A 19,164-nucleotide genomic window follows, 5' to 3' on the forward strand; every position below is an offset into this window, starting at 1 on the left:
CGTCGTCGGCGTCTCCGCCCTCAGTACCTGACCGCGCTCGCGACGAGCGCGGGGCGCGGTTCGGCGAGGGACGCCGCCCCGACGTCGTTCGTCTGCTCGCTACCATCGCTACCGTTCCCGCTTTCTGTGTCGTTGTCATCGGTGTCGCTGTCGGCCGCGCTCTCGTTGCCGTCGGTTTCGTTTTCGGACGACGAGTCGTTACCGTTCTGGCCGTCGTCCTCGCCGGGGACCGGCTCCTCGCCGTCGGCCGGTTCCCCGTTCAGTTCGTCGGCGGGCGTCCGTTCGAGTTCCACTCGCGCGGGACTCCCGTCCTCGCCGACGACCTTCCCCTCGGACACGTCGACGGTGCCGTTGTAGACGACGCGCTCGCCGTCCGCGGTGGTCGGCTCGGAGACGACCTGGTACGGCCCGGTCGCGCGGACGCTCACGTTCGAGTACCCGTTCTCGGGGCCGAACTCGCCGTAACCGGTCGTCGAGTACGGCAGCGTCATCGTGAAGTCGCCGTTCTCGTCAGTCTCGGCGTACTGGGCGTACTCGAAGGTGCTCCCGTCGGGCATCCGCATCTGCGCGGTCGCCCTGACCTCCGAGTTCGGCTCCGCGCCGGTGCCCTCGAGCGTCGCGCCCGGGACGCGCTCGAACGTCTTCACCCACGAGGGGCTGGTCTTCGTGAGGAGTTCCGGCGGGATGCCGGTCGCCTGCGCGGTCGCGAGCGCGACCTGCTGGTACCCGCTGTCGTCGTACGCCGAGGCGTCGCTCGCGTCGACGAGCCGGTAGTGCTCCATCGCGGGCACGCGCTCCTCGGGGTACGGGCCGACGCCGCCGATCTGCGCGTCGCCGTCCGATTCGACGTACTCGCGCGCGGCGGACATGTTGTCGAACGTCTTGACGGTCTCGCCCTCCTGCGGCGTCACCTTGATCGTCGTCTCGCCCCCGCCCCGCGTCGGGACCGTCCGCTCGTCCCAGTCGATCACGAACGGCGCGGGGTCCATCGCGCTGCCGTGGTACTGGTACAGGCGGACCATCGTGCTGTCGTAGTAGCGCTGGTCGTTCGCGAGGAGGATCGGCGAGTAGCCCCGGTTCGACTCGTCGTAAACGTAGTCGAAGAAGTCCCCCGAGGAGAGCTGTTCGTCATCGTAGAACACGACCGGGGCGGTGAACTTCTGATCGGGAGACACCATCTGCCAGTCGACCATCACGTACCGCGTCTGGTTCCCCTCGGTGCTCTGCGATTCGAGCACGCGTTCGCTCCGCTCCTCGCTCGGCGCGAGCAGGAAGTTCGCGGCCTCGGTCGCGCCCTGCTGGAACGGGTTCGCGTTCGGGATGCGCTCGCCCTGGACGGTGATCCAGTGGCCGTAGTCCCACCAGGACATCACGCCGTATGCGCCATCCGGGTAGTCGAAGTCGTCCGTCCGCTCGTAGCGGTCGTAGTACCCCATCTCGTTGTCCGCGCCGCCGTAGGTGCCCTCCGCGGGCGTCTCGTTCGCCAGCCAGGCGAGACTGTCGTCCCAGTTCGCGATGTCGCCCGGCGCGTGCCCCGCCGCGACGTTCAGCGCGGTCGCGCTCCTGTCGTACTGCGGCGTCCCGGTGTTCCGAACGTCGACGGGGACGACGAGCGCCGGCGCGAGGATGAGCAGGACGACGGCGGCCACGACGAGTACCTGGTACCCCTCGATGTTCTCCACGGCCGCCGTCGCCGACCGTCGGAGATCCAGGATGCGGAGCACTTCGCCGAGCAGGAAGGCGTTCATCACGGCCACCACGGGCGCGAGGTAGTAGTTGAAGCGCACCTGCGTGAACGCCGCGGCGGTGATGAACGCGGCCCACGAGAGCACGAACAGGTGCTCCGCGCGGTACCTGCTCAGGAGCGTCGCGCCGAGGATGAGCGCGCTGATGACGAACATCCCGACGAGCTGTCCGGTGACCGGGAAGCCCCCGAGCGCCGCGTCGAGCGGATCGGCGACCGCCCGGAGCGCACCCGGCGCGAGGAAGACGAGCGCGACGACGGCGATGCCCGCGCCGACGTAGCCCAGCCGCTCGCTGCCGCCGTCGCGGACGAGCGGTTTGGCCACGAGCCACGTCACCGCCGCCACCCCCGAGAAGATGGTCAGCCCGTACTCGCTCACGAGCATGCCCGTGGCGTCGAGTCCCCGCTGTTGGAGGCTGCCCGGGTCGAGGAACGGCTGCGCCTCGGCGATCGTCCGCGTCTGCGCGCCGGCGTTGAAGCCGAGCGTCCCGAGGAAGTTCCGCTGGAGCAGGCCGGCAACCTCCGGGAGCGCGACGGCGATCGCGGCGAGCGACGCGGCGATGAGCCCGAAGACGGCGACGGGGTACAGCGACGTGGAGAGGTCGCGCGCCTCCCACTCGCGGGCGAGCCACGCCATGAAGACGCAGCCGCCGGCGACGGCGAACGCGAATGCCGGCTGGAGGAGGGAAAACTGGGTCGCGGAGAACCCGAACGTCTGCAGCGGCACCAGCATCAGCGCGCCGGCGACGCCCATGGAGACCGCGCCCGCGAAGGCGATGGGTTCGGGGCTGTCGCCGTGGACCGTGTCGCTCGCCATCTTGACGACGAGGAACGCGCCGGTCAGACCGACGAGGAGCACGCCGGGCGGCCACACCCACATGTACGCCCCCGTCGCGACGCCCGCGAGCGCGGCCCACCGGAGCGGGTTCCGCAACCCGTCGAGGTCCTCGTCGACGACGAGCTCCCAGACGGGCTTTTCGCGCTCCGCGACGGCGAAGGCGACGAGCAGCGCGAACACGGCGATCGTCTGGAAGAACGGCTCGACGCCGTTGTGGTCGGCCGCGCCGACGAGCGACCGCGCGAGGAACGTCCCCGGCAGGAGCATCAGGATCGTCGCGCCGAAGACGCCCGCGAGCCGTCCGCCGAGTCGCTTGCCGACCAGGTACACCGGAATCGCCGCCAGCGCCCCGCCGACGGCCGGCGCGACGAGAAGCACCTGCGCGACGAGCGTCTCGCTCGGGTTGCCGAGGCCGAGCACGAGCGCGACGGTCGCGACGATCTGGTCGTACAGCGTGCCGAACTGGCCGGTGCTCGTCCCGTAGGGGAAGTACGTCCACGGGTCGAACGGCATCGTCCCCGGCCAGTTTCTGACCGTGTAGTTCACCTCGCGGAGGTGATACCACGCGTCGTTTCCGGAGAACAGCACCCTCCCGTCCCGCACGAACCGCCCGTAGGGGAGCAGGCGGATCCACAGCATGACCGCCATGATCGCCGCGAGGGCGGGGACGTGATACCAGCGTTCCAAGAGCGCGAGGGCCGAGGACCCGTACCCCTCATCGCTCTCGCTGCGCAGACTCATTTGCCGGAAAATCTGGCAAAACGCGCATAAGCCTTGTCATCTCCTCACGGGTTTTCGCCGACCGGGTTCCGACGGCTACGCGAACGCACATATCGGAAATCAATCAGAAACAGAACCGCTCTCGGCCCCGCTCGGAGAGCGCCTCCCGGTCGACGGTCGCGCCGAGTTCGGCTTCGTGTTCCGAGAGCGGTTTTCGATCCCTCGCGATCAACCGCTCCAGCGTCCCCCGACGGCGGACGCCGTCCGGCGTGTCGAACCGCGGCCGGTCGCGCGCGACGTAGTACGCCGCCGGATACGTCAGCAGATCGTACAGCGACTTGGCGGCCCGGCCGACCGGTCCGCGGCGCTCTTCGAGGATGTGGTACCGGGGGTGGCGCGCGCTCCACCGGAGACAGGAGCGAAAGTCGATCCCGACCTGCGCGTCGGCGACCTTGTCGCTGAAGTCGCGTTCGAGCCGGTCGCGGAGGGACTTCTCGTAGCCGATCCGCTCGCGGACCGGCTCGTGTTCGAGCCAGCGGATCTTGCCCGCGGCGAACAGCCGCCGCCAGAGGTCGCGGTCCTCCGCGCTCGCGAGGTTCCGGTACGGGTGTTCGAGGTAGAGGTCCCGCGGGGCCGCGTTGATGCCGGTCCCGCTGAGGAGGAACGGTCGATCGGCACCCGCTTCGAGGTCGCGGTAGATCTTCACGAAGTCCCGCACGACCGGGTCGTACCGATCGTCCACGTCCAGTTGCGTGAGGACGTACTCCCCGCGGCACTCCTCGATCGAGCGCTGGCGATCCGCGCCGAGGTGCCGGTCGGGATCCGGATCGAGCGCGACGACCCGGAGGGAGTCGTAGGCGTCCGAGAGCGCGCGCAGGCGCGCGACGGTGCCGTCCGTGGAGCCGCCGTCGACGACGACCACCTCGAAGTCGTCGTCGAGCTGATCGAGGACGCTCCTGAGGGACCGCTCGACCGTCTCGGCCATCTCGTAACTGCAAACGGCGACGCTGTACCGCGGCATCGTCCGGAGTGTGTCGGTACGACCGCATAAACGGGACGGATCGGCGGGCGAGCGCTCGGACGGTCGGTTCCGGGCGACTTTCGGGCGACCGGCTCTCGGGCGACCGACGTTCGGGCGGCGCGCCGGTGCGCCCCTCACTCTGCGTACCCCAGGTCGCGCAACCGCCGCCGAGTCGCCTCGTCGACCCCCTCTACGCCCGCCCCCGACGCCCGAACCCTCGCGTCGGCGAAATCGTCGAACGCGTCCGCGACGCGCCCGCCGTCCTCTCGCGCGCGAACGTACGAGGTCCGCGCGTCGACCGACCGGACCGTCGCCGCCGCCGTCGGCTCCCCCTCCCGCTCCCACGTCGCGTACTTCAGCGCGGAGCCGCGATCGCCGCCGCCCGCGTTCCCCTTCGCATCCGATCCCGCGCCGGACCCCGATCCCGACTCCGCCTCGTAGACCGCCCGGAGTTCGCCCCGGAACTGCCGACGGTCGTCGGGATCGCAGTACCGCCGGGCGAGCGCCGCGTTCGGCGCCGTCAGCCCGTGCGCGGACGCGACGATCGGTCCCGCCGCGAACCCGCCGGTCTCCGAGCGCCCGTCGAGCGCCGCGCGGACGACGGCCGGGAACCGCGTCAGCGACGCCGGCTCCCGGACGCGCTCGCCCTCGGTCTGCCCCGGCAGCTTCACCACCAGCGGGACGTGCAACAGCGCCTCGTGGATCCCGTCGACGTGCCCGGCGATCCGGATTCCTTTCAGTCGGCTCACCTCGCCGAACCCCTCGCCGTGGTCGCTCGTGATCACGAGGAGCGTGTCGTCCAGGTCGCCCCGCCGCTTCAGCGCGCCGACGAGTCGCCGAAGCTGGGCGTCCATCCCCCGGATCGCCCCGTCGTACAGCGCCTCTAACGCGCGGCACTGCCACCACGGCGCGAGGCCGCCGTGGAACGACCAGACGTGCTTTTCGAGGCCGTTCTGGAGCTTTCGCAGGCGCTTTCCGCCCCAGCGGTCGTGCTCCTCCGCCGGTTCGTACGGCGCGTGGGCGTCCATGAGGTTGACGCAGGCGGCCCACGGCCCCCGCCGCTCCGCGTGCCAGTCGAGAAAGCGGTCCACGTAGGCGCTCGCCGGCGCCGACGCGGTCAGCGACCCGGGGACGAGTCGGGGGTGGTCCCACGCGAGCTTCGTCGCGACGCCGTTCGCGACCGACCTCGCCGGGCGGCCGTCTTCGAGACACCGACGCAGGAACGCGAGGTACCGCCCCTGCCCCTCGGCGGCCGTGAACTCCGTCGGGTTCGCCGCCTCCGGAAAGGGCACGTTCAGCGGGCCGCAGACGGCGTCGAAGCCGGCGTCGAGGCCGACGTCCATCGTCGCGAGCCACGGGTTCTCCGAGAACGCCGCCGTCGCGTACCCCTCCTCGCGAAGCGACTCGAAGATCGCGTGCCCCGGTTCGAGCCGGTGGCTCGGCTCCGTGATCCGGTGCTCTGCGACGTGCAGTCCGGTGAAGATGCTCGCGTGGCTCGGCAGGCTCCACGACCCGGGCGCGCGCGCCTGCTCGTACAGCGTCGCCCGCGAGGCGAACGCGGAGAGGAAGGGCGTCGTCTCGTTCGCGTGGCCGTACGCGCTCGCGTTCGCCGCGCGAACGCTGTCGAGGACGACGAGCAGGACGTTCGGCGTCGGCGGCCCTCGCGCCGCGGCTGCGGTCGCGGGGCCGTCCGCGCTCGCCTCACGCGCACGTCCACCCCGGCGCATCTCAGACGTACCCCAGGTCGGCGAGGCGTTCTTCGAGGTCGGATCGCTCGGACTCGCTGCCGGATCGAACGTCGCCGGCGCGGACCGTCCGCCGCGGCCCGGCGTCGACGACGGCCCACGGCACCTCGACCAGTTCGCGGCTCCGCACGCCCTTCGGGTGACCGTAGACGTGGATCGGGAGCGGAAACGTCCGCTCGCCGAGCATGTTCCCGTGGTCGCTCGTCACGACGACCCTGCCGTCGATCTCCGAGAGCAGATCCGAAACCGCGTCGAGCGCGAGCGTCAGGTTGTCGCCGTAGGCCAGCCAGAGGTCGTCCCGGTCGACCGCGCCCATCCAGAGGGCGTCCCACGGGGTGTAGGGACGGCCGTGGGTCTCCGTCGGCTCGCCGTGGCCCTCGCCTTCGATCCGCCAGCCCGAAAAGCGGAGGTCGCGCTCGCCGACGAACGGGTGGTGCGGCTGCATGAAGTGGACGACGACGCGCTTGTCGGGGTGTTCCTCGTGCGCGCGGCGCGCCGCCTCGACGACCGCCTCCGGGGGGACCGTGCGGAGGTCGCCGTCGAACGCGTCGATCCACGGCTCGTACAGCCGGTGGAAGGCGTCGCCCGCCTCCCGGGAGACGTAGGGGTTCGCGGTGACGTAGACGACGTCGCCGAACGTGCCGCCGGCGAAGTTCCGCCGCACCCACTCGCGGGTCGTGCTGCCGAGGCTCTCGACCGTCCGGTACTCGTCGTAGGCGCGGAGATCCGCGCGCTCCGCGAAGAGGTCCGCCCGGCAGGCGTCGAGGACGACGAGCGTGTCCCAGTCCTCGTCGACGACGCGGACGGCGTCGCCGCGACCGGGGTACAGGTTGGCGTGGATCGGCCCGACGAGGAACTCGCAGGCGCGCTCGCGCCACCAGAACGGATCGTCGTAGCTCCCCCGGAGGCCGTTCCAGACGTGCGAAACCGCGCCCCTCAGACCCATCGGCGACCTCCCATTACCTGTGTCGCGTGCGCCGGGACGCTAAAAGTCTTCCACATGTCGCCTCCGGGAGCGTTCGGACGAGAGACGTTCGTCGGATTCGGCATCGTCGCCGACGCCTCCGAAAGCCTCCGACGTGGCCGATGACGCGTCCGAAAGCCCCCGCCGCGGTCGACGACGCGACGGGAGGGCGGCGTCACCGCCAACCCAACAGCCGAACCCGATAGTGCCAGTACGCGACCGCGCAGAAGACGAGTCCGAAGGCGACGACGAACGCGCTCGCGGTGACGGCGAAGCCGGCGGGGCCGGTCGACAGCCCGTCGAGGCCGGCGACCCCGACGACCGCGTCGAAAAGGCGCGCCAGCGCGACCGCGAGGTACCACCACGCGCCGGCCAGCACGGCCGCGCGGACGACGACGAACGCCACCCTCCCGGCCGATCGTTCGGTTTCGACGGACATACCGGGGCATGGCGATAGATGTTAGTATATTTTACCATTCTCTACGGTAATAACTGAGAAAGAACACGTCGGCGAGACGCTCGACCCGGCCGACGCCGACGTGCCAAGCGATTTATACCGCGCACCCGCAACCCTCCACCGATGCGAAACGTCGTTCTCATCTGTCTCGACACGGTCCGCAAGGACTTCTTCGACGAGTACGCGCCGCGGATCCGGTCGCGCGCCGCCGTTTCCTTCGAGGACTGTCGGGCCGCGAGTTCGTGGTCGATCCCCAGCCACGCGAGCGTGATGACGGGGGCACTCCCCTCCGAACACGGCGTCCACGACCACAACCGCGACTTCTCCGGGATCGCCCGCGAGGACACGTTCCTCGCGGATCTCCCGGACCACCGCGCCGTCGGCGTCAGCGCCAACGTCTACGCCTCCTCGGCGTTCGGCTTCGACGGACTCTTCGACGACTTCCGCGACGTCTCCCCCGACCGGCGGTTCCCCGACGGCATCCACGTCGGCCGATTCGGGTACGAACACCGGGACGAGGGCGCGAAAAAGTTCCTCGCGTTCGCGAAGGCGTGCCTCGACCACGACCACCCCGCGAAGAGCCTCGCCAACGGCGCGGCGGTCCAGCTCGACGAGGCGCTGGCGCGGCTTCCCGTCCCGAAGCTCCTCGACGACGGCGCGAACGTCATCGCCCGCGAGGGGGCGAAGGCCGCCCGCGAGACGACGGAGCCCTTTTTCCTCTTCGCCAACGTCATGGACGCGCACGCGCCGCTGCGGCACGTCCTCGGGTACGACCGGTCGCTCCACGACGCGTCGAACGCGTGGAGTTCGGCCGACTTCGACAAGTGGGAGCTGAACCTCGTCGGGAAGGCGGGGTTCGACCGCAACGCAGCCGACGTGCGGACCCACAGGAAGCTGTACGGCGCGGCGATCGACTACCTCGATCGGAGGATCGTCCGCTTCATCGACCGGGTGCGGGAGGCGACCGACGGCGAGACGACGTTCGTGATCACCGCCGATCACGGCGAGAACCTCGGATACGCCGCCGAGGACTACCTCTTCGGCCACGACAGCAGCCTCTCGGAGGCGCTGTTGCACGTCCCGCTGTACGTCGTCGACCCGCCGGCGGGGTACGACGGCAGGGAGCGCGGCTACCTCTCGCACCTCCGGCTCGGCGACCTGCTCGTCGGCCTCGCGGCGGGCGAGACGCCGGACGTGACCGAGCGACGGATCCCGGCGGAACTCGTCGGCAGCAGCATCGCGGACCCGCCGGAGGACCCCGAGTACTGGAACCGGATGCTCCGCTGCGTGTACGAGGGCTCGAAAAAGGTGGAGTGGGACTCGCTCGGCGGGAGCGCGCGCTACGAACTCGACCCCGATCGTCCGTGCTGGCAGCGGAGAGTCGAGGGGGGAGTCGCTTACGACGACCTCGAAACCGAGTTCTTCGACGAGGAAATCGCCGCGTACAAGCGCCGCGCGTCGGCGGCGGGCGACCCTCACGGGGCCGACGTGGACGACGCGACGCGCGGGCGGCTGGCGGATCTGGGGTACCTGTGAGACCGGTCGGGTACCCGTGACGCCGCGGTCCGCCCGCCACCGAGCGCCGTCGGACCGCTAGGAACCCGCAAGTGACATATCCGTCCGCTCGGTACCCCGGGCCGATGGAACTCCTCGTCGCCGGGCTCGACGGGCTCTCGTACAACATGTTGGATCGGTTCGACGTCGACGCCCCGTTCCTCCGTCGGACCCGCGGAGAGGGCGTCTCGGGCGACCTGATGAGCGTCGACACCCCGACGACGATCCCGGCGTGGACCTCCTTCGCGACCGGAAAGGACCCCGGCAGCCACGGCATCTCGAACATGCTCCGGCAGGACGCGAGCTACGAGGTCGGGCCGAGCCGCCCGAACGCGACCGACGCGGCGGTCTACGACTTCCTCGACGACTCGGTCTTCGTCAACCTCCCCGCGTCGGTCGGCCGCGTCCCCGCCGCCGAGAACGCCCACCTCGTCTCCGCGATGCTCGCGCGGGACGAGGCCGACGCGGTCCCGGACGAACTCAAGGCGCTCGACGCCTACGACGACTACGTCCTCGACCACGACGCGAGCCTGAAGGTCAGACCCTCGGCGTACCTCGATCACGTTCTCGGCATCTCGACCGCCCGCCACCGGTTCGCCCGCGAGGCGTTCGAGACGTTCAAGCCGCGCGTCGGCTTCGTCCTCTTTTCGACGCCCGACTGGGCCGGCCACATCCTCTCGAACCTCTCCTCCGACGCGGCGCGCCGGGACTTCTACGCGCGGCTCGTCGAACTCGTCGACGAACTGGCGGCCGACCTCGCCGGACTGGCGGACAACGTCGTCCTGTTGAGCGACCACGGCTTCGAACACAAACACACGAACGTCCACCTCGCGGAGTGGCTCGGAGACGAGGGCTACTTCGCGGAGGAGGAGACGACGACGGGCGCGACGGACGTGGCGGTCGCCGCGGCGAGGGCGGCGGCGAAGCGCTCGGACCGCCTCTACGCGCTCATCCGCCGCGTCCACAACCACATCATGGGGACGGCGGTCGGCGCGTCGCTCGAATCCGCCGCCAGCCCGCAGATCGACTTCCCGAACTCCCGGGCGTGGCAGCTCAGGTACGGCTGCGTCTACGTCAACGACGATCGGTTCGACCACCCGACGGTCGACGACGCCGACGCCCTCCGACGGGAGATCAGGGAGGGCCTCCGGGAGCTCACCGACGACGAGGGGCGGCGGATCTTCCGCGACGTGCTCCTCCCGGGGGAGGCGTACGAGAACCCGGGTCCCGACGCGCCGGACGTGATCGCCCGCCCCGCCCCCGGCTTCTTCCCGACGACGCTCTGGTCGCCGACCGGCGGCGTCACCAGCCCGACGGACAACTACGAACACCGGTACCGGGGGATCTTCGCCGCGAACGGCCCGCTGTTCGCCGGCGGCGAGGCGATCGAGGGGCTGTCGATCGTCGACGCGCTCCCGACGATCCTCGCGGCGCTCGGCGAACCCCTCTCGCCCGAGTTCGACGGCGAGGCCCGGCTCGACGCGCTCGCGGAACCCGCGGAGCCGAGCGTCCTGTCGGCGGACGAGGTCCCCCGTCCCCGGACGCGCCCGGGCGACCTCGACGGCACAGACCGCGACGGGGCGGTCGAGGATCGGTTGGCGGACCTCGGGTACATCGAGTGACGAACATGAAGGACGCCCCGTCGCTGTCGGTCGGTCGGGAGGCGCTCTTGGCCGCCGGCTCGAAGTTTCTCATGGCGGCGATCGGCTTCGGCGGGGTCGTGATCTTCGCGAACGTTCTCGGCGACGTGGGGCTCGGCGAGTATCGGACCGTCATCGCGGCCGCGTTCGTCCTCACGCAGGTGCCGGCCGGCGTCGCGACGGCGGTGAAAAAGCGGGTGAGCGAGGTGTCCGTCGCGCCGCCGGAGTTCCTCGGCCTCGGCCTCGTCGTCCACGCCGCGTTCACCGCGCTCGTGCTCGTCGCGTTCGTCGCCTTCGAGCCGTTCGCCGTCGACTACTTCGACACGGCCGAACTGGCCTACGGCGTCGTCCTCGTCACCGCGACGCTCGGCTTTTTCACCGTCACGAACCGTCTCTACTCCGGGATCGGCTACCCGGCGCTCTCCTCGTGGGTCGACGCCGTCCGGAGCGTGCTTACGTTCCTGTTGCAGCTTCTCTTCCTGTGGCTCGGGCTGGAGGCGTTCGGCCTCGTCGCCGGCCTCGCGATCGCGACGCTCGTCACGGCCGCCTTCTCGTGGCTCGCCGCGCGCGTCAGGCCGGCGGTTCCGACCGTCGAGACGACGACCCGCGTCTACGAGTTCGCCCGGTGGAGCGTCCCGAACGCCCTGCTCACGAACCTCTATCTGAGCGCCGATCCGCTCATCGTCAAGTCGCTCGCCGGCGCGGGCGCGGTCGGGGTGTACACGGTCGCGTACAACCTCGTCATCCCGGCCGCGATGTTCGCCGCGAGCATCCAGGACGCGCTGGCGGTCAAATCCAGCGGCGTCGACTCCGTCGGCGGCGCGGTGCGCGAGGATCTGAAGAACGCCGTGTCGTACACGGGCCTCCTCGCCATCCCGATCTTCTTCGGCGCGCTCGCGATCCCGAACGCGCTCATGACGACCGTCTTCGGCGCGTCGTTCGCCGACGCCCCCGGGCTCGCGCTCGTCGGCCTCGCGCTCTATCAGGTGTGTAACGTCTACCGGCTCCCCTTCGAGGCGGTCCTCGAAGGCACCAATCGCCCGGGGATCATCTTCCGGGTGAACGCCGCCGTCCTCGTCCTCTACCTCCCGCTCGCGTTCGGCCTCGGCGCGCCGTACGGCCTGCTCGGCGTCATCGCGGCGACGATCGTCGCGGAGGCCGCCCGCGTCGTCGCCTACCAGTACGTCGCGCACGCGGCGTACGGCGGCGTCGTCGTCACGAAACCCGTCGCCGAGCAGGTCGCGGCCGGACTGGTCATGTTCTGCGCGGTCTGGTCGCTCGCGACGTTCGCGGTGCCCATCGCGGGCTGGGTCGAACTCGTCGCCGTCGTCGGCGTCGGCGCGGTCGCGTACTTTCTCGCGCTGTCCGCCGTCAGCAGGCACTTCCGGCAGACGGTCCGCCGCACGGTGCCGCAGCTGACGCTCGCCGAGGGCTGACGGGAGCCGAGCCGCATCACGCGACGCGCCGGTAGAGGGCTTCGAGCGCGTCGACCGCCTCGTCCCACGTCGGCAGCGGTTCGCTCGGCGCGCGACGGCCGACCGCCTCCGCCACGCCCGCGGCGACGGCATCGGCCGGCCGGGCGTTCCCGTCTCCGCCTCCGCCTCCGCCGGCATCGATGGCGGACGCGTCTCCGTCGCCGTCGAACTCGACGCCGACGCAGTCGTCCCTCGCCGCCCAGTCGCCGAGCGCGCCCGCCTGACGCACGACGCAGGGCGTCCCGGCGGCGAGGGCCTCCGCGACGGTCATCCCGTAGGCCTCGAACGCCGACAGCGCGACGAACGCCTCCGCCCCGGCGTAGAGACCCGGAAGCTCGTCGTCTGGGACGTACCCGAGAAAGCGGACGCGGTCCTCGACGCCGACCTCGCGGGCGACGCGCCGAAGGTCCGACTCGGCGGGCCCCGTTCCGGCGACGAGGAGCGCGTGCTCCAGCCTCGGGAGCGCCCGGATCGCGTGCTGGACGCCCTTGTACGCCTCCAGCCGTCCGACGCAGAGGAGGTAGGGACGGTCGCGGGCCGCGTGCGTCGCGGGCGGTGCGGGCGTCGCCTCCGCGAACCGCTCGACGTCGAGGCCGTTCGGGATCACCTCGGCGGCGACGCCGAAGTCGCGGGCGAGCGCGCGCCGCTCCCGGTCGCCGACCGCGACGACGGCGTCGGCTCCGCGGAGCGCCCGCCCGCCGATCGGCCGGTACGCGCGGAGGAGCCGGTTCCTGAACCGCGACGCGCTCGCGCCGTGGTAGTGCGGCGTCGCGACGAAGGTCGCGCTCGAACCGCCGCGAACCCGCGCGCTCGATCCGAGCGCGGCGAGCAGAAGCGGGAGGGAGTGGTAGTTGTGCGCGTGGACGACGTCCGCGTCCGCCCGCCGGACCGCGGGGAGGACGCCGGGCGCGACGTGGAACGCCCCGCCGGGGGTGACGCTCCGGTGGCGGACGACGCGCGCGCCGTTCCGGCGCTCGCGTCGGGCGGGGGTTCGCGTTCCTCCCCGCGCGACCGTCGCGTCCGCCGTTCGAACGGTCACCTCGTGGCCGCGCGCGACGAGTCGCTCCGCGACCGCCGAGACGTGTCGCTCGACCCCGCCGGTGTACGGCGGATACCGGGACGTGACGAGCAGGATCCTCACTCGAACGCCTCCCGCGACTCGCGGTCGATCTCCCACGTCCCGTCGCCGCCGCCGCGGAGGAGCCGGATCGCGGCGAAGAGGAGCGACGCCTGCGCGTCGAACACCGCGTAGAGGGGCTGGGCGGGGCCGAGTCGTTCGCGTCCGCCGAGCCACCCGAACGCGAGCGTCCCGGCGGGGATCGCGAGGCCGAACGGGCCGGCCGCGGCGACGGCGGCGAGCGTGGCCGTCGCCAGCGCGAGGGCGACGAGCCACGGCGAGACGACCATGAACCACCAGTTGAACGGCAGGACGACGCGGCCGTAGCGGCCGTATCGCCCCAGCATGTCGCGGTTGCGGACGAGCAACGCGAGAAGCCCCGTCGCGCGGCGGTCCTTCCGTCGTCTGCGCTTGCGGAAGTCGGAGACGCCCGACTCGGCGAAGCGCACCGCGGGATCCATCACGACGCGCTTGCCCCGCCGACGGATCCGCACGGCGACTTCGGTGTCGTCGGCGAGGGAGTCCGGGTCGATCTCGACGACGTCCTCGCGGCGGAACGCGAAGCACGGGCCGTGGAAGATGAACGTCGAGTCGAGGTGCGATTCGAGCGCCTGTAGCTTCGAGAGCGCGTCCCGGTAGTCGGCCTCGACGGCGCTGTCGCCGAGCACTTCGGCCTGCCGTCCGGTGACGGCCCCGATCCGGTCGTCGGCGAGGTTGGCGACGGCCTCCCGGAGCGCGTCGGGCGCGAGCGCGGAGTCGGCGTCGGTCCGGAAGATCACCTCGCCCTCGGCGGCCCGGAAGGCGTCGTTGAGCGCGGGCGCGACGCCGCGGCGACGATCGTCGCGCAGCACCGTCAGCCGGGGGTACTCCCGGTCCTCGAAGTAGGACTCGACGATCTCGGCGGTGCCGTCGTCGCTCGCGTCGGCGAGGACGAGTTCGATCCGCTCCGTCGGGTAGTCGAGCGCGAGGAGGTCGTCCAGCTTCCGCTCGACGATGGCCGCCTCGTTGTACGTCGGCAGGACGACGCTCACCGTCGGTTCGACGGGGCGCTTTTCGGCGGGCGATCCGGCGGGTCCGATAGCCGCGTACAGCGCCGCGCACGCGAGGTACGGGACCGACGCCGCGACTCCGAGCGCGAGCGCGATCCCGGCGCGGACGTTCATGGGTGCGGCTACGCGCGAGCCCGGATAAAAGGCGCGGGACGACCGTCCCCCGGCGGACGCGTTTTTTCGGACGCGAGGCGAACATCTCGCGGATCGGAGAGGAAGCGTTTTTACTCCAGCCGCGCAGAGGTGCGCCCGATGGACCGCGCCGACGTCTGTGTGCTCCTCCCGACGTACGACGAAGCCGAAACCATCGGCGAGGTGATCGACGGCTACCGGCGCGAAGGGTTCACCGACATCCTCGTGATCGACGGCGAGTCCACGGACGGGACGCGGTCGATCGCCGCCGAACGCGGCGCGCGCGTCGTCATCCAGTCCGGATCGGGGAAGGGACAGGCGGTCCGCGAGGCGATGGAGCACGTCGACGCCGAGTACGTGCTGATGGCCGACGGCGACGGGACGTACCTCCCGTCGGAGGCCGACGCGATGCTCGCGCCGCTCGAAGAGGGGTACGAGCACGTGATCGGCGACCGGTTCGCGGACATGGACCCGAACGCGATGACGCGGCTCAACAGGCTCGGCAACCGGGCGATCAACGCGGCGTTCGCCTACATCCACGGACAGAACCTGCGAGACATCCTCAGCGGCTACCGCGCGTTCACGCGCCGATCCTTCTCGAAGTTCACGCTCAGCGCGAACGGCTTCGGCATCGAGACGGAGATGGCCGTCGAGTGCGTAAAGCGGAACGTGAAGACGACGGTCGTCCCGGTCACGTACCAGCCCCGACCGGACGGGTCGAACACGAACCTCCACCCGCTGCGCGACGGCGGGATCATCTTCCTCGAACTGTACCGGCGCGCGAAGACGCACAACCCCCTCTTTTACTTCGGGAGCGTCGGCCTCCTCTCGACGATGACCGGCGGAGCGCTCGCGATCTACGTCGGCGTCGAGTGGGTCACCCAGCGGATCTCCCACGAGGTGATCGCCGTCGTCGCCGCGGCCGCGATCCTCTTCGGCGTCCAGCTTCTGATGTTCGGCGTCCTCTCGGACATGATATTCACGCTCCACCGCGAGCAGCTCCAGAAGATCGACGACGTGCGGGATCGGGCGACCGACTCCTCCGGACCGGCGGGGTCCGACGAACTAAAACGGAAGCAACGCCCGTAGCCGGCCGACGAACCCCCCCGAGGAGGATCGGCGGTGCTCCTCGAAGATCGGGTGGAGGCGGTCGAGCAGTTCCGACTCCGACTCGAAGCGGTCCCGCGAGAGCCGGTCCAGCGCCGCTTCGAGGTCGAGCGTTCCCCCCGAGGCGTCGGTCGGGATGGCCGTGTCGTCGAGCGCGCGGACAATCTCCTCGCTCGTCGCCGGGAACTCCACGCCGGCGGCGTCGAGGCGCGCGTCGACCGCGGGGATTCCGAACTCGATTACGTCGGGGGCCGACGACTCGCCCTGTGGTGGCCTGGCTGCCATCTCGCCGAGGCGTACGCCCTCCTCCGTGAAAAACGTCCGCCCGAGTCGGGGGCGGTCACGCCCGTCCGGACCGTGGTCGGTCGGCCGTCCCCGACTCGGCTCGGGCGGACGGCCAGCCAAATTTATCCCGCGCGCGGCCCTCCGGTCGGGTATGACGGATTACACGACCGTTTCCATCCCGAAGGAGCTGGCGGAACGGGTCGACGAGACGATCGAGGGGACGAGCTTTTCGAGCACCAGCGATCTCGTGCGCTTTCTCCTGCGGAGCATCGTCATCCAGCACCAGCGACAGGGGCAGCTCACCGAAGCCGAGTTCGAGGAGATCGCCGCGCAGCTGACGGATCTCGGCTATCTGAAGTGAACGGGGCGACGGCCTCGACGGGTCGCGGGCCGCCGATCCGAGCCGCGTCAAGGTCGCGATCGAACCCGCTCAGGCGAACGACTCCTGCGGCGGCTCGGCGTCGAGCACGGAGAGGCCGAGCCGCGCGCCGGTCCGGTCGAACGCGGCGATCGATCGCTCGTCCCACGGCGGGACCGCCACGAGCACGACCGCCGCGAGGTCGTCGCGCTCCGTCAGTTCGAGTTTTCCCTGCGGGTGCGTGAGAAAGCGGGCGCGACCGCGACCGACCGGCGTTCCGAGGTCCATCCCGAACACCGCGGCCACGGGTCGGCCCGCGTCGGGGAGGTAAAAGTGCGTCAGGACGGGCGTCTCGGGATCCAAGCCGAGGTCGCGGTCGAATTCGCCCGCCGGCGTCGAGGCGAGCACGACGTTGATCGCCTCCGGTTCCGCGTCCTCCGCGAGGTCGAAGAGGACGTTCACGAGACCGCGAGTCGCGTAGACCACGCCGGTCGTACGGCAGCGGAGCGTATAATCCCGTCGGGCGAGAGATAGCTCTTAACCGCCGGTTAACCGACGCGACCGCCGACTATTCACCCATTAGCCAATGTGATCGACGACGTGAAACTATCGCCGACAGTCCTAAAATACTATTTTAATTCTGTAAGATAAATCTCAGAAATATTTAATGTGCACCCGCGAGAAGTCGTGACCGCGATGAAAGAAGACGACCTCAAATCGTACCTGGCGGAGAACCCACGGATGATCGGCGTCCTGTTCACGATGGTGCTGCTGCTCGCGCAAGCGGGGAACGCGGCCGCAGGTTACGCGACGGCGTGCGCCGGCCCCTGAAGGAAAATCCAACCGCGTTAGATTCTGGAATCCGTACGAGCTATATATCAGCCGTATCGAGGTCGGTGGTCCACGTTAACTCGCCGTCGAAAAGCAACGGGAGTTCCTCGACGCTGAGCGTTTCACGAATCTCCGTAGCCGAAACTGCGTACGTTTCGACCTCTCCGGACGCGATGTAGTGCACTCCGGGCTCTCCGTTGAACGTCCCCGCTATCGTCCCCATCCCGTGCGTCGACGTGGGATACATCTTCGGCGTGATCTCGTACCCCTCTCCGAGCGTCTCGACTCGCAGGAGCACCGGCGTCCGACTGTCCGACTGCACCACGTCGAGGTTCCCGTCGCCGACGACGATGTAGTGGCCGCCGACGATCGACTCGTCCTTTGCGATGTCCAGCGCCGCCCGCAACGGGAACCCCTGATTCAACAGCCGGACCATCGTCTTGCCGACGTTCACCGCCCCGCTGTTTATCACCTCCGCGAGGGTCACGACGCCGCCGATCGCGCCGCCGTCGATGAGCGCCATTCCCTGCTCGTAGGAGCTACAGGCGTTCAGGAAGAACGCGTCGACGCCGACGGCGTCGATCCCGCGCGCGTCCAGCCGCCCGTCGGCGCACTCGAACCCCGCGTCGTCGATGTGTCCGATGTAGTGGAGGAAATCGCCGTCCGTCTCGACGACGGCGCGGAGCGCCTCGGTCGAGAGGTTCCGGTGGATTCGCACGTCGAACGGGAGGTCGTCGCGGGTGCCGTACACCTGCGCCGCGAGGTCCCCCTCTTCGTCCATCGCCGGGTCGTTGCAGACGACCGTGATGTCGATGTCGCCGTCGGACGCCTCCCGCCCGAGGCGGTTGCGAAACGCCCGCACGGACGCCTTGCTCGCGCCGATCGGCGCGTCGTCGCCGGCCCACGCCTGTTCGATCGAGTTCGCTTCCGCCGGCTGGATCAACGCGGGGGACTCGACCGACGCCCCCGCCGCGCTACGGGTGAACTCGTCCCGCGTGAAGTCGTCTATCGCCGCCATCTGCGCCTCCGACGGTGAGATCGACCGTCCCTCCGGGAGCCGGATGACCGCGAGATCGTTCACGAGAAACGGCAGCAACTCGGCGTTCTCCGGGGTGGGATCGACGTGCGTCGTCAGCTTCCACTCCGGCAGGTGCGGCTCGACGACGGCGTACGGCACGTCGAGGTACGCCCGGAGCTGCGACGCGAGCGGCCGGTCGTAGAGGTCCGCGAAGTCGAGGTCGACAAGCCCCTCGACCGCCCGCCGCTCGTGCAGGTCGACCTCGTAGTAGCCTTCCGTCCGGGTGAGACAGTCGAGGAAGAACGCCTGCTTGAGGACGCGTTCCGCCTCGCTCTCGAACCCTCGCGGCGTCTCCAGCGAGTGCTCGAACCCGTCGTCGGTGACGAGCCGCGCCGCCGGGCCGGGCTCGACCCGCGCGCCGAAATAGTACGAGAGCGGCGCGACGGGGTACACGTACCGCAGCTCCGGCGGAACCTCGATCCGGACCCCCGTCTCCGGCGGTTCCAGCTCGGACGGCACGCGGACCGCGTCGCCGAGTTCGACGGTCGGCGGGTGCCCGCGCAGGGTCGGGTACGACCGCTCGCACGTCGTGGTTTTCAACGCCGACCCGAGTGCCGACACCGCCCGCATGAGGGCGCGCGGATCGCCCGTCGTCGTGATCGTCGCCGCCGGGCGCTCGTGGTGCGAGCGCGCGCCGACGAGCAGTTCGTCCGTCCGCTCGAGTTCGATCGAGATCCGATTCTCGGTCGCGCTCACCCGCAACGGGCCGTCCGCCCGGACGTACAGCTTTATCGGAGCGCACAGCTCCACGCTGTACCGTCCGGCCGGAAATTCGCAGGCGTCGAAGTGGGCCACCTCGGCGCGCATCGCGCCGTCGGCGTCCCTGACGTACGTGGCCACGACGCTGGGCAGCGTCACAGTCCTCGCCCGAATCGAGACAGCGTCGTCGACGGGAAACCGGAAGCGGTCCGGATCGGCCGGCGTCAACGTCTCGAATGCGTCCGTTTCGAGCGTGTACTGCCGACGCTCGATCGCGTCGGAAACTGTCACTCCGTCGCACTCGGCCGACCGGGTGAACGAGACGCTCACGGCGCTCGCCCCCTTCCCCC

General features: G+C 70.3%; 15 protein-coding genes and 1 pseudogene. 6 read left to right on the top strand and 10 right to left on the bottom strand.

The window, feature by feature from the left end:
* Positions 1-20: 20 nt before the first annotated feature.
* The 5 genes from C3L37_RS17110 to C3L37_RS17130 all read right to left on the bottom strand — a co-directional run bounded on the left by C3L37_RS17110 (position 21) and on the right by C3L37_RS17130 (position 7,471).
* Complete coding sequence (locus tag C3L37_RS17110; protein ID WP_129115806.1) at positions 21-3,323, bottom strand: oligosaccharyl transferase, archaeosortase A system-associated; 3,303 nt, start codon at positions 3,321-3,323, stop codon at positions 21-23.
* A 103-nt stretch (positions 3,324-3,426) separates the two neighbouring features.
* The gene (locus tag C3L37_RS17115; RefSeq protein WP_129115807.1) at positions 3,427-4,323 is read right to left on the bottom strand and encodes a glycosyltransferase; all 897 of its coding nucleotides are present in this window, start codon (positions 4,321-4,323) and stop codon (positions 3,427-3,429) included.
* 134 nt (positions 4,324-4,457) lie between these two features.
* Complete coding sequence (locus tag C3L37_RS17120; protein WP_129115808.1) at positions 4,458-6,050, bottom strand: sulfatase; 1,593 nt, start codon at positions 6,048-6,050, stop codon at positions 4,458-4,460.
* Position 6,051: 1 nt separating this feature from the next.
* The gene (locus C3L37_RS17125; RefSeq protein WP_129115809.1) at positions 6,052-7,014 is read right to left on the bottom strand and encodes a hypothetical protein; all 963 of its coding nucleotides are present in this window, start codon (positions 7,012-7,014) and stop codon (positions 6,052-6,054) included.
* A gap of 193 nt (positions 7,015-7,207) precedes the next feature.
* Positions 7,208-7,471, bottom strand: coding sequence for a hypothetical protein (locus C3L37_RS17130; RefSeq protein WP_129115810.1), 264 nt, complete (start codon positions 7,469-7,471; stop codon positions 7,208-7,210).
* A 141-nt stretch (positions 7,472-7,612) separates the two neighbouring features.
* Here C3L37_RS17130 and C3L37_RS17135 point away from each other — a divergent pair, with 141 nt between their 5' ends.
* The 3 genes from C3L37_RS17135 (at position 7,613) to C3L37_RS17145 (ending at position 12,119) form a co-directional block, all read left to right on the top strand.
* Positions 7,613-9,025, top strand: a complete 1,413-nt coding sequence (locus C3L37_RS17135) for a sulfatase-like hydrolase/transferase (protein ID WP_129115811.1) — start codon at positions 7,613-7,615, stop codon at positions 9,023-9,025.
* Between the two features lie 104 nt (positions 9,026-9,129).
* The gene (locus C3L37_RS17140; protein ID WP_129115812.1) at positions 9,130-10,665 is read left to right on the top strand and encodes an alkaline phosphatase family protein; all 1,536 of its coding nucleotides are present in this window, start codon (positions 9,130-9,132) and stop codon (positions 10,663-10,665) included.
* 5 nt (positions 10,666-10,670) lie between these two features.
* Entirely contained in the window at positions 10,671-12,119 is a 1,449-nt protein-coding gene (locus C3L37_RS17145; RefSeq protein WP_129115813.1) for a lipopolysaccharide biosynthesis protein, read from the top strand.
* Positions 12,120-12,135: 16 nt separating this feature from the next.
* Here C3L37_RS17145 and C3L37_RS17150 read toward each other — a convergent pair whose 3' ends face one another.
* Positions 12,136-13,299, bottom strand: a complete 1,164-nt coding sequence (locus C3L37_RS17150; RefSeq protein WP_129115814.1) for a glycosyltransferase family 4 protein — start codon at positions 13,297-13,299, stop codon at positions 12,136-12,138.
* Positions 13,296-14,438 (bottom strand): glycosyltransferase, encoded by a 1,143-nt coding sequence (locus tag C3L37_RS17155; RefSeq protein WP_129115815.1) that lies wholly within the window; start codon positions 14,436-14,438, stop codon positions 13,296-13,298. The genes C3L37_RS17150 and C3L37_RS17155 overlap by 4 nt, the downstream gene beginning before the upstream one ends.
* A 138-nt stretch (positions 14,439-14,576) precedes the next feature.
* Here C3L37_RS17155 and aglJ point away from each other — a divergent pair, with 138 nt between their 5' ends.
* Positions 14,577-15,545, top strand: a complete 969-nt coding sequence (gene aglJ, locus C3L37_RS17160; protein WP_129115816.1) for an S-layer glycoprotein N-glycosyltransferase AglJ — start codon at positions 14,577-14,579, stop codon at positions 15,543-15,545.
* Here the strand turns inward: aglJ and C3L37_RS17165 are convergent.
* Positions 15,522-15,848: a DUF5789 family protein gene (locus C3L37_RS17165; RefSeq protein WP_129115817.1), complete on the bottom strand. Its 327-nt coding sequence runs from the start codon at positions 15,846-15,848 to the stop codon at positions 15,522-15,524. The genes aglJ and C3L37_RS17165 overlap by 24 nt on opposite strands.
* A gap of 151 nt (positions 15,849-15,999) precedes the next feature.
* On the opposite strand from C3L37_RS17165, the gene C3L37_RS17170 reads away from it, so the two are divergent.
* On the top strand, positions 16,000-16,209 hold the full coding sequence (locus tag C3L37_RS17170) for a ribbon-helix-helix domain-containing protein (RefSeq protein WP_129115818.1): 210 nt from the start codon (positions 16,000-16,002) through the stop codon (positions 16,207-16,209).
* 69 nt (positions 16,210-16,278) lie between these two features.
* Here the strand turns inward: C3L37_RS17170 and C3L37_RS17175 are convergent.
* Positions 16,279-16,689, bottom strand: a pseudogene (locus C3L37_RS17175) (hypothetical protein); the annotation flags it as partial.
* 213 nt (positions 16,690-16,902) lie between these two features.
* On the opposite strand from C3L37_RS17175, the gene C3L37_RS25390 reads away from it, so the two are divergent.
* The gene (locus C3L37_RS25390; RefSeq protein WP_267195335.1) at positions 16,903-17,037 is read left to right on the top strand and encodes a DUF7503 family protein; all 135 of its coding nucleotides are present in this window, start codon (positions 16,903-16,905) and stop codon (positions 17,035-17,037) included.
* Positions 17,038-17,077: 40 nt separating this feature from the next.
* Here C3L37_RS25390 and C3L37_RS17180 read toward each other — a convergent pair whose 3' ends face one another.
* Entirely contained in the window at positions 17,078-19,144 is a 2,067-nt protein-coding gene (locus C3L37_RS17180; protein ID WP_129115819.1) for a hypothetical protein, read from the bottom strand.
* Positions 19,145-19,164: the final 20 nt, after the last annotated feature.

Source organism: Halegenticoccus tardaugens (assembly GCF_004116405.1).
In the GTDB taxonomy this organism is placed as follows: Archaea; Halobacteriota; Halobacteria; order Halobacteriales; family Haloferacaceae; genus Halegenticoccus; species Halegenticoccus tardaugens.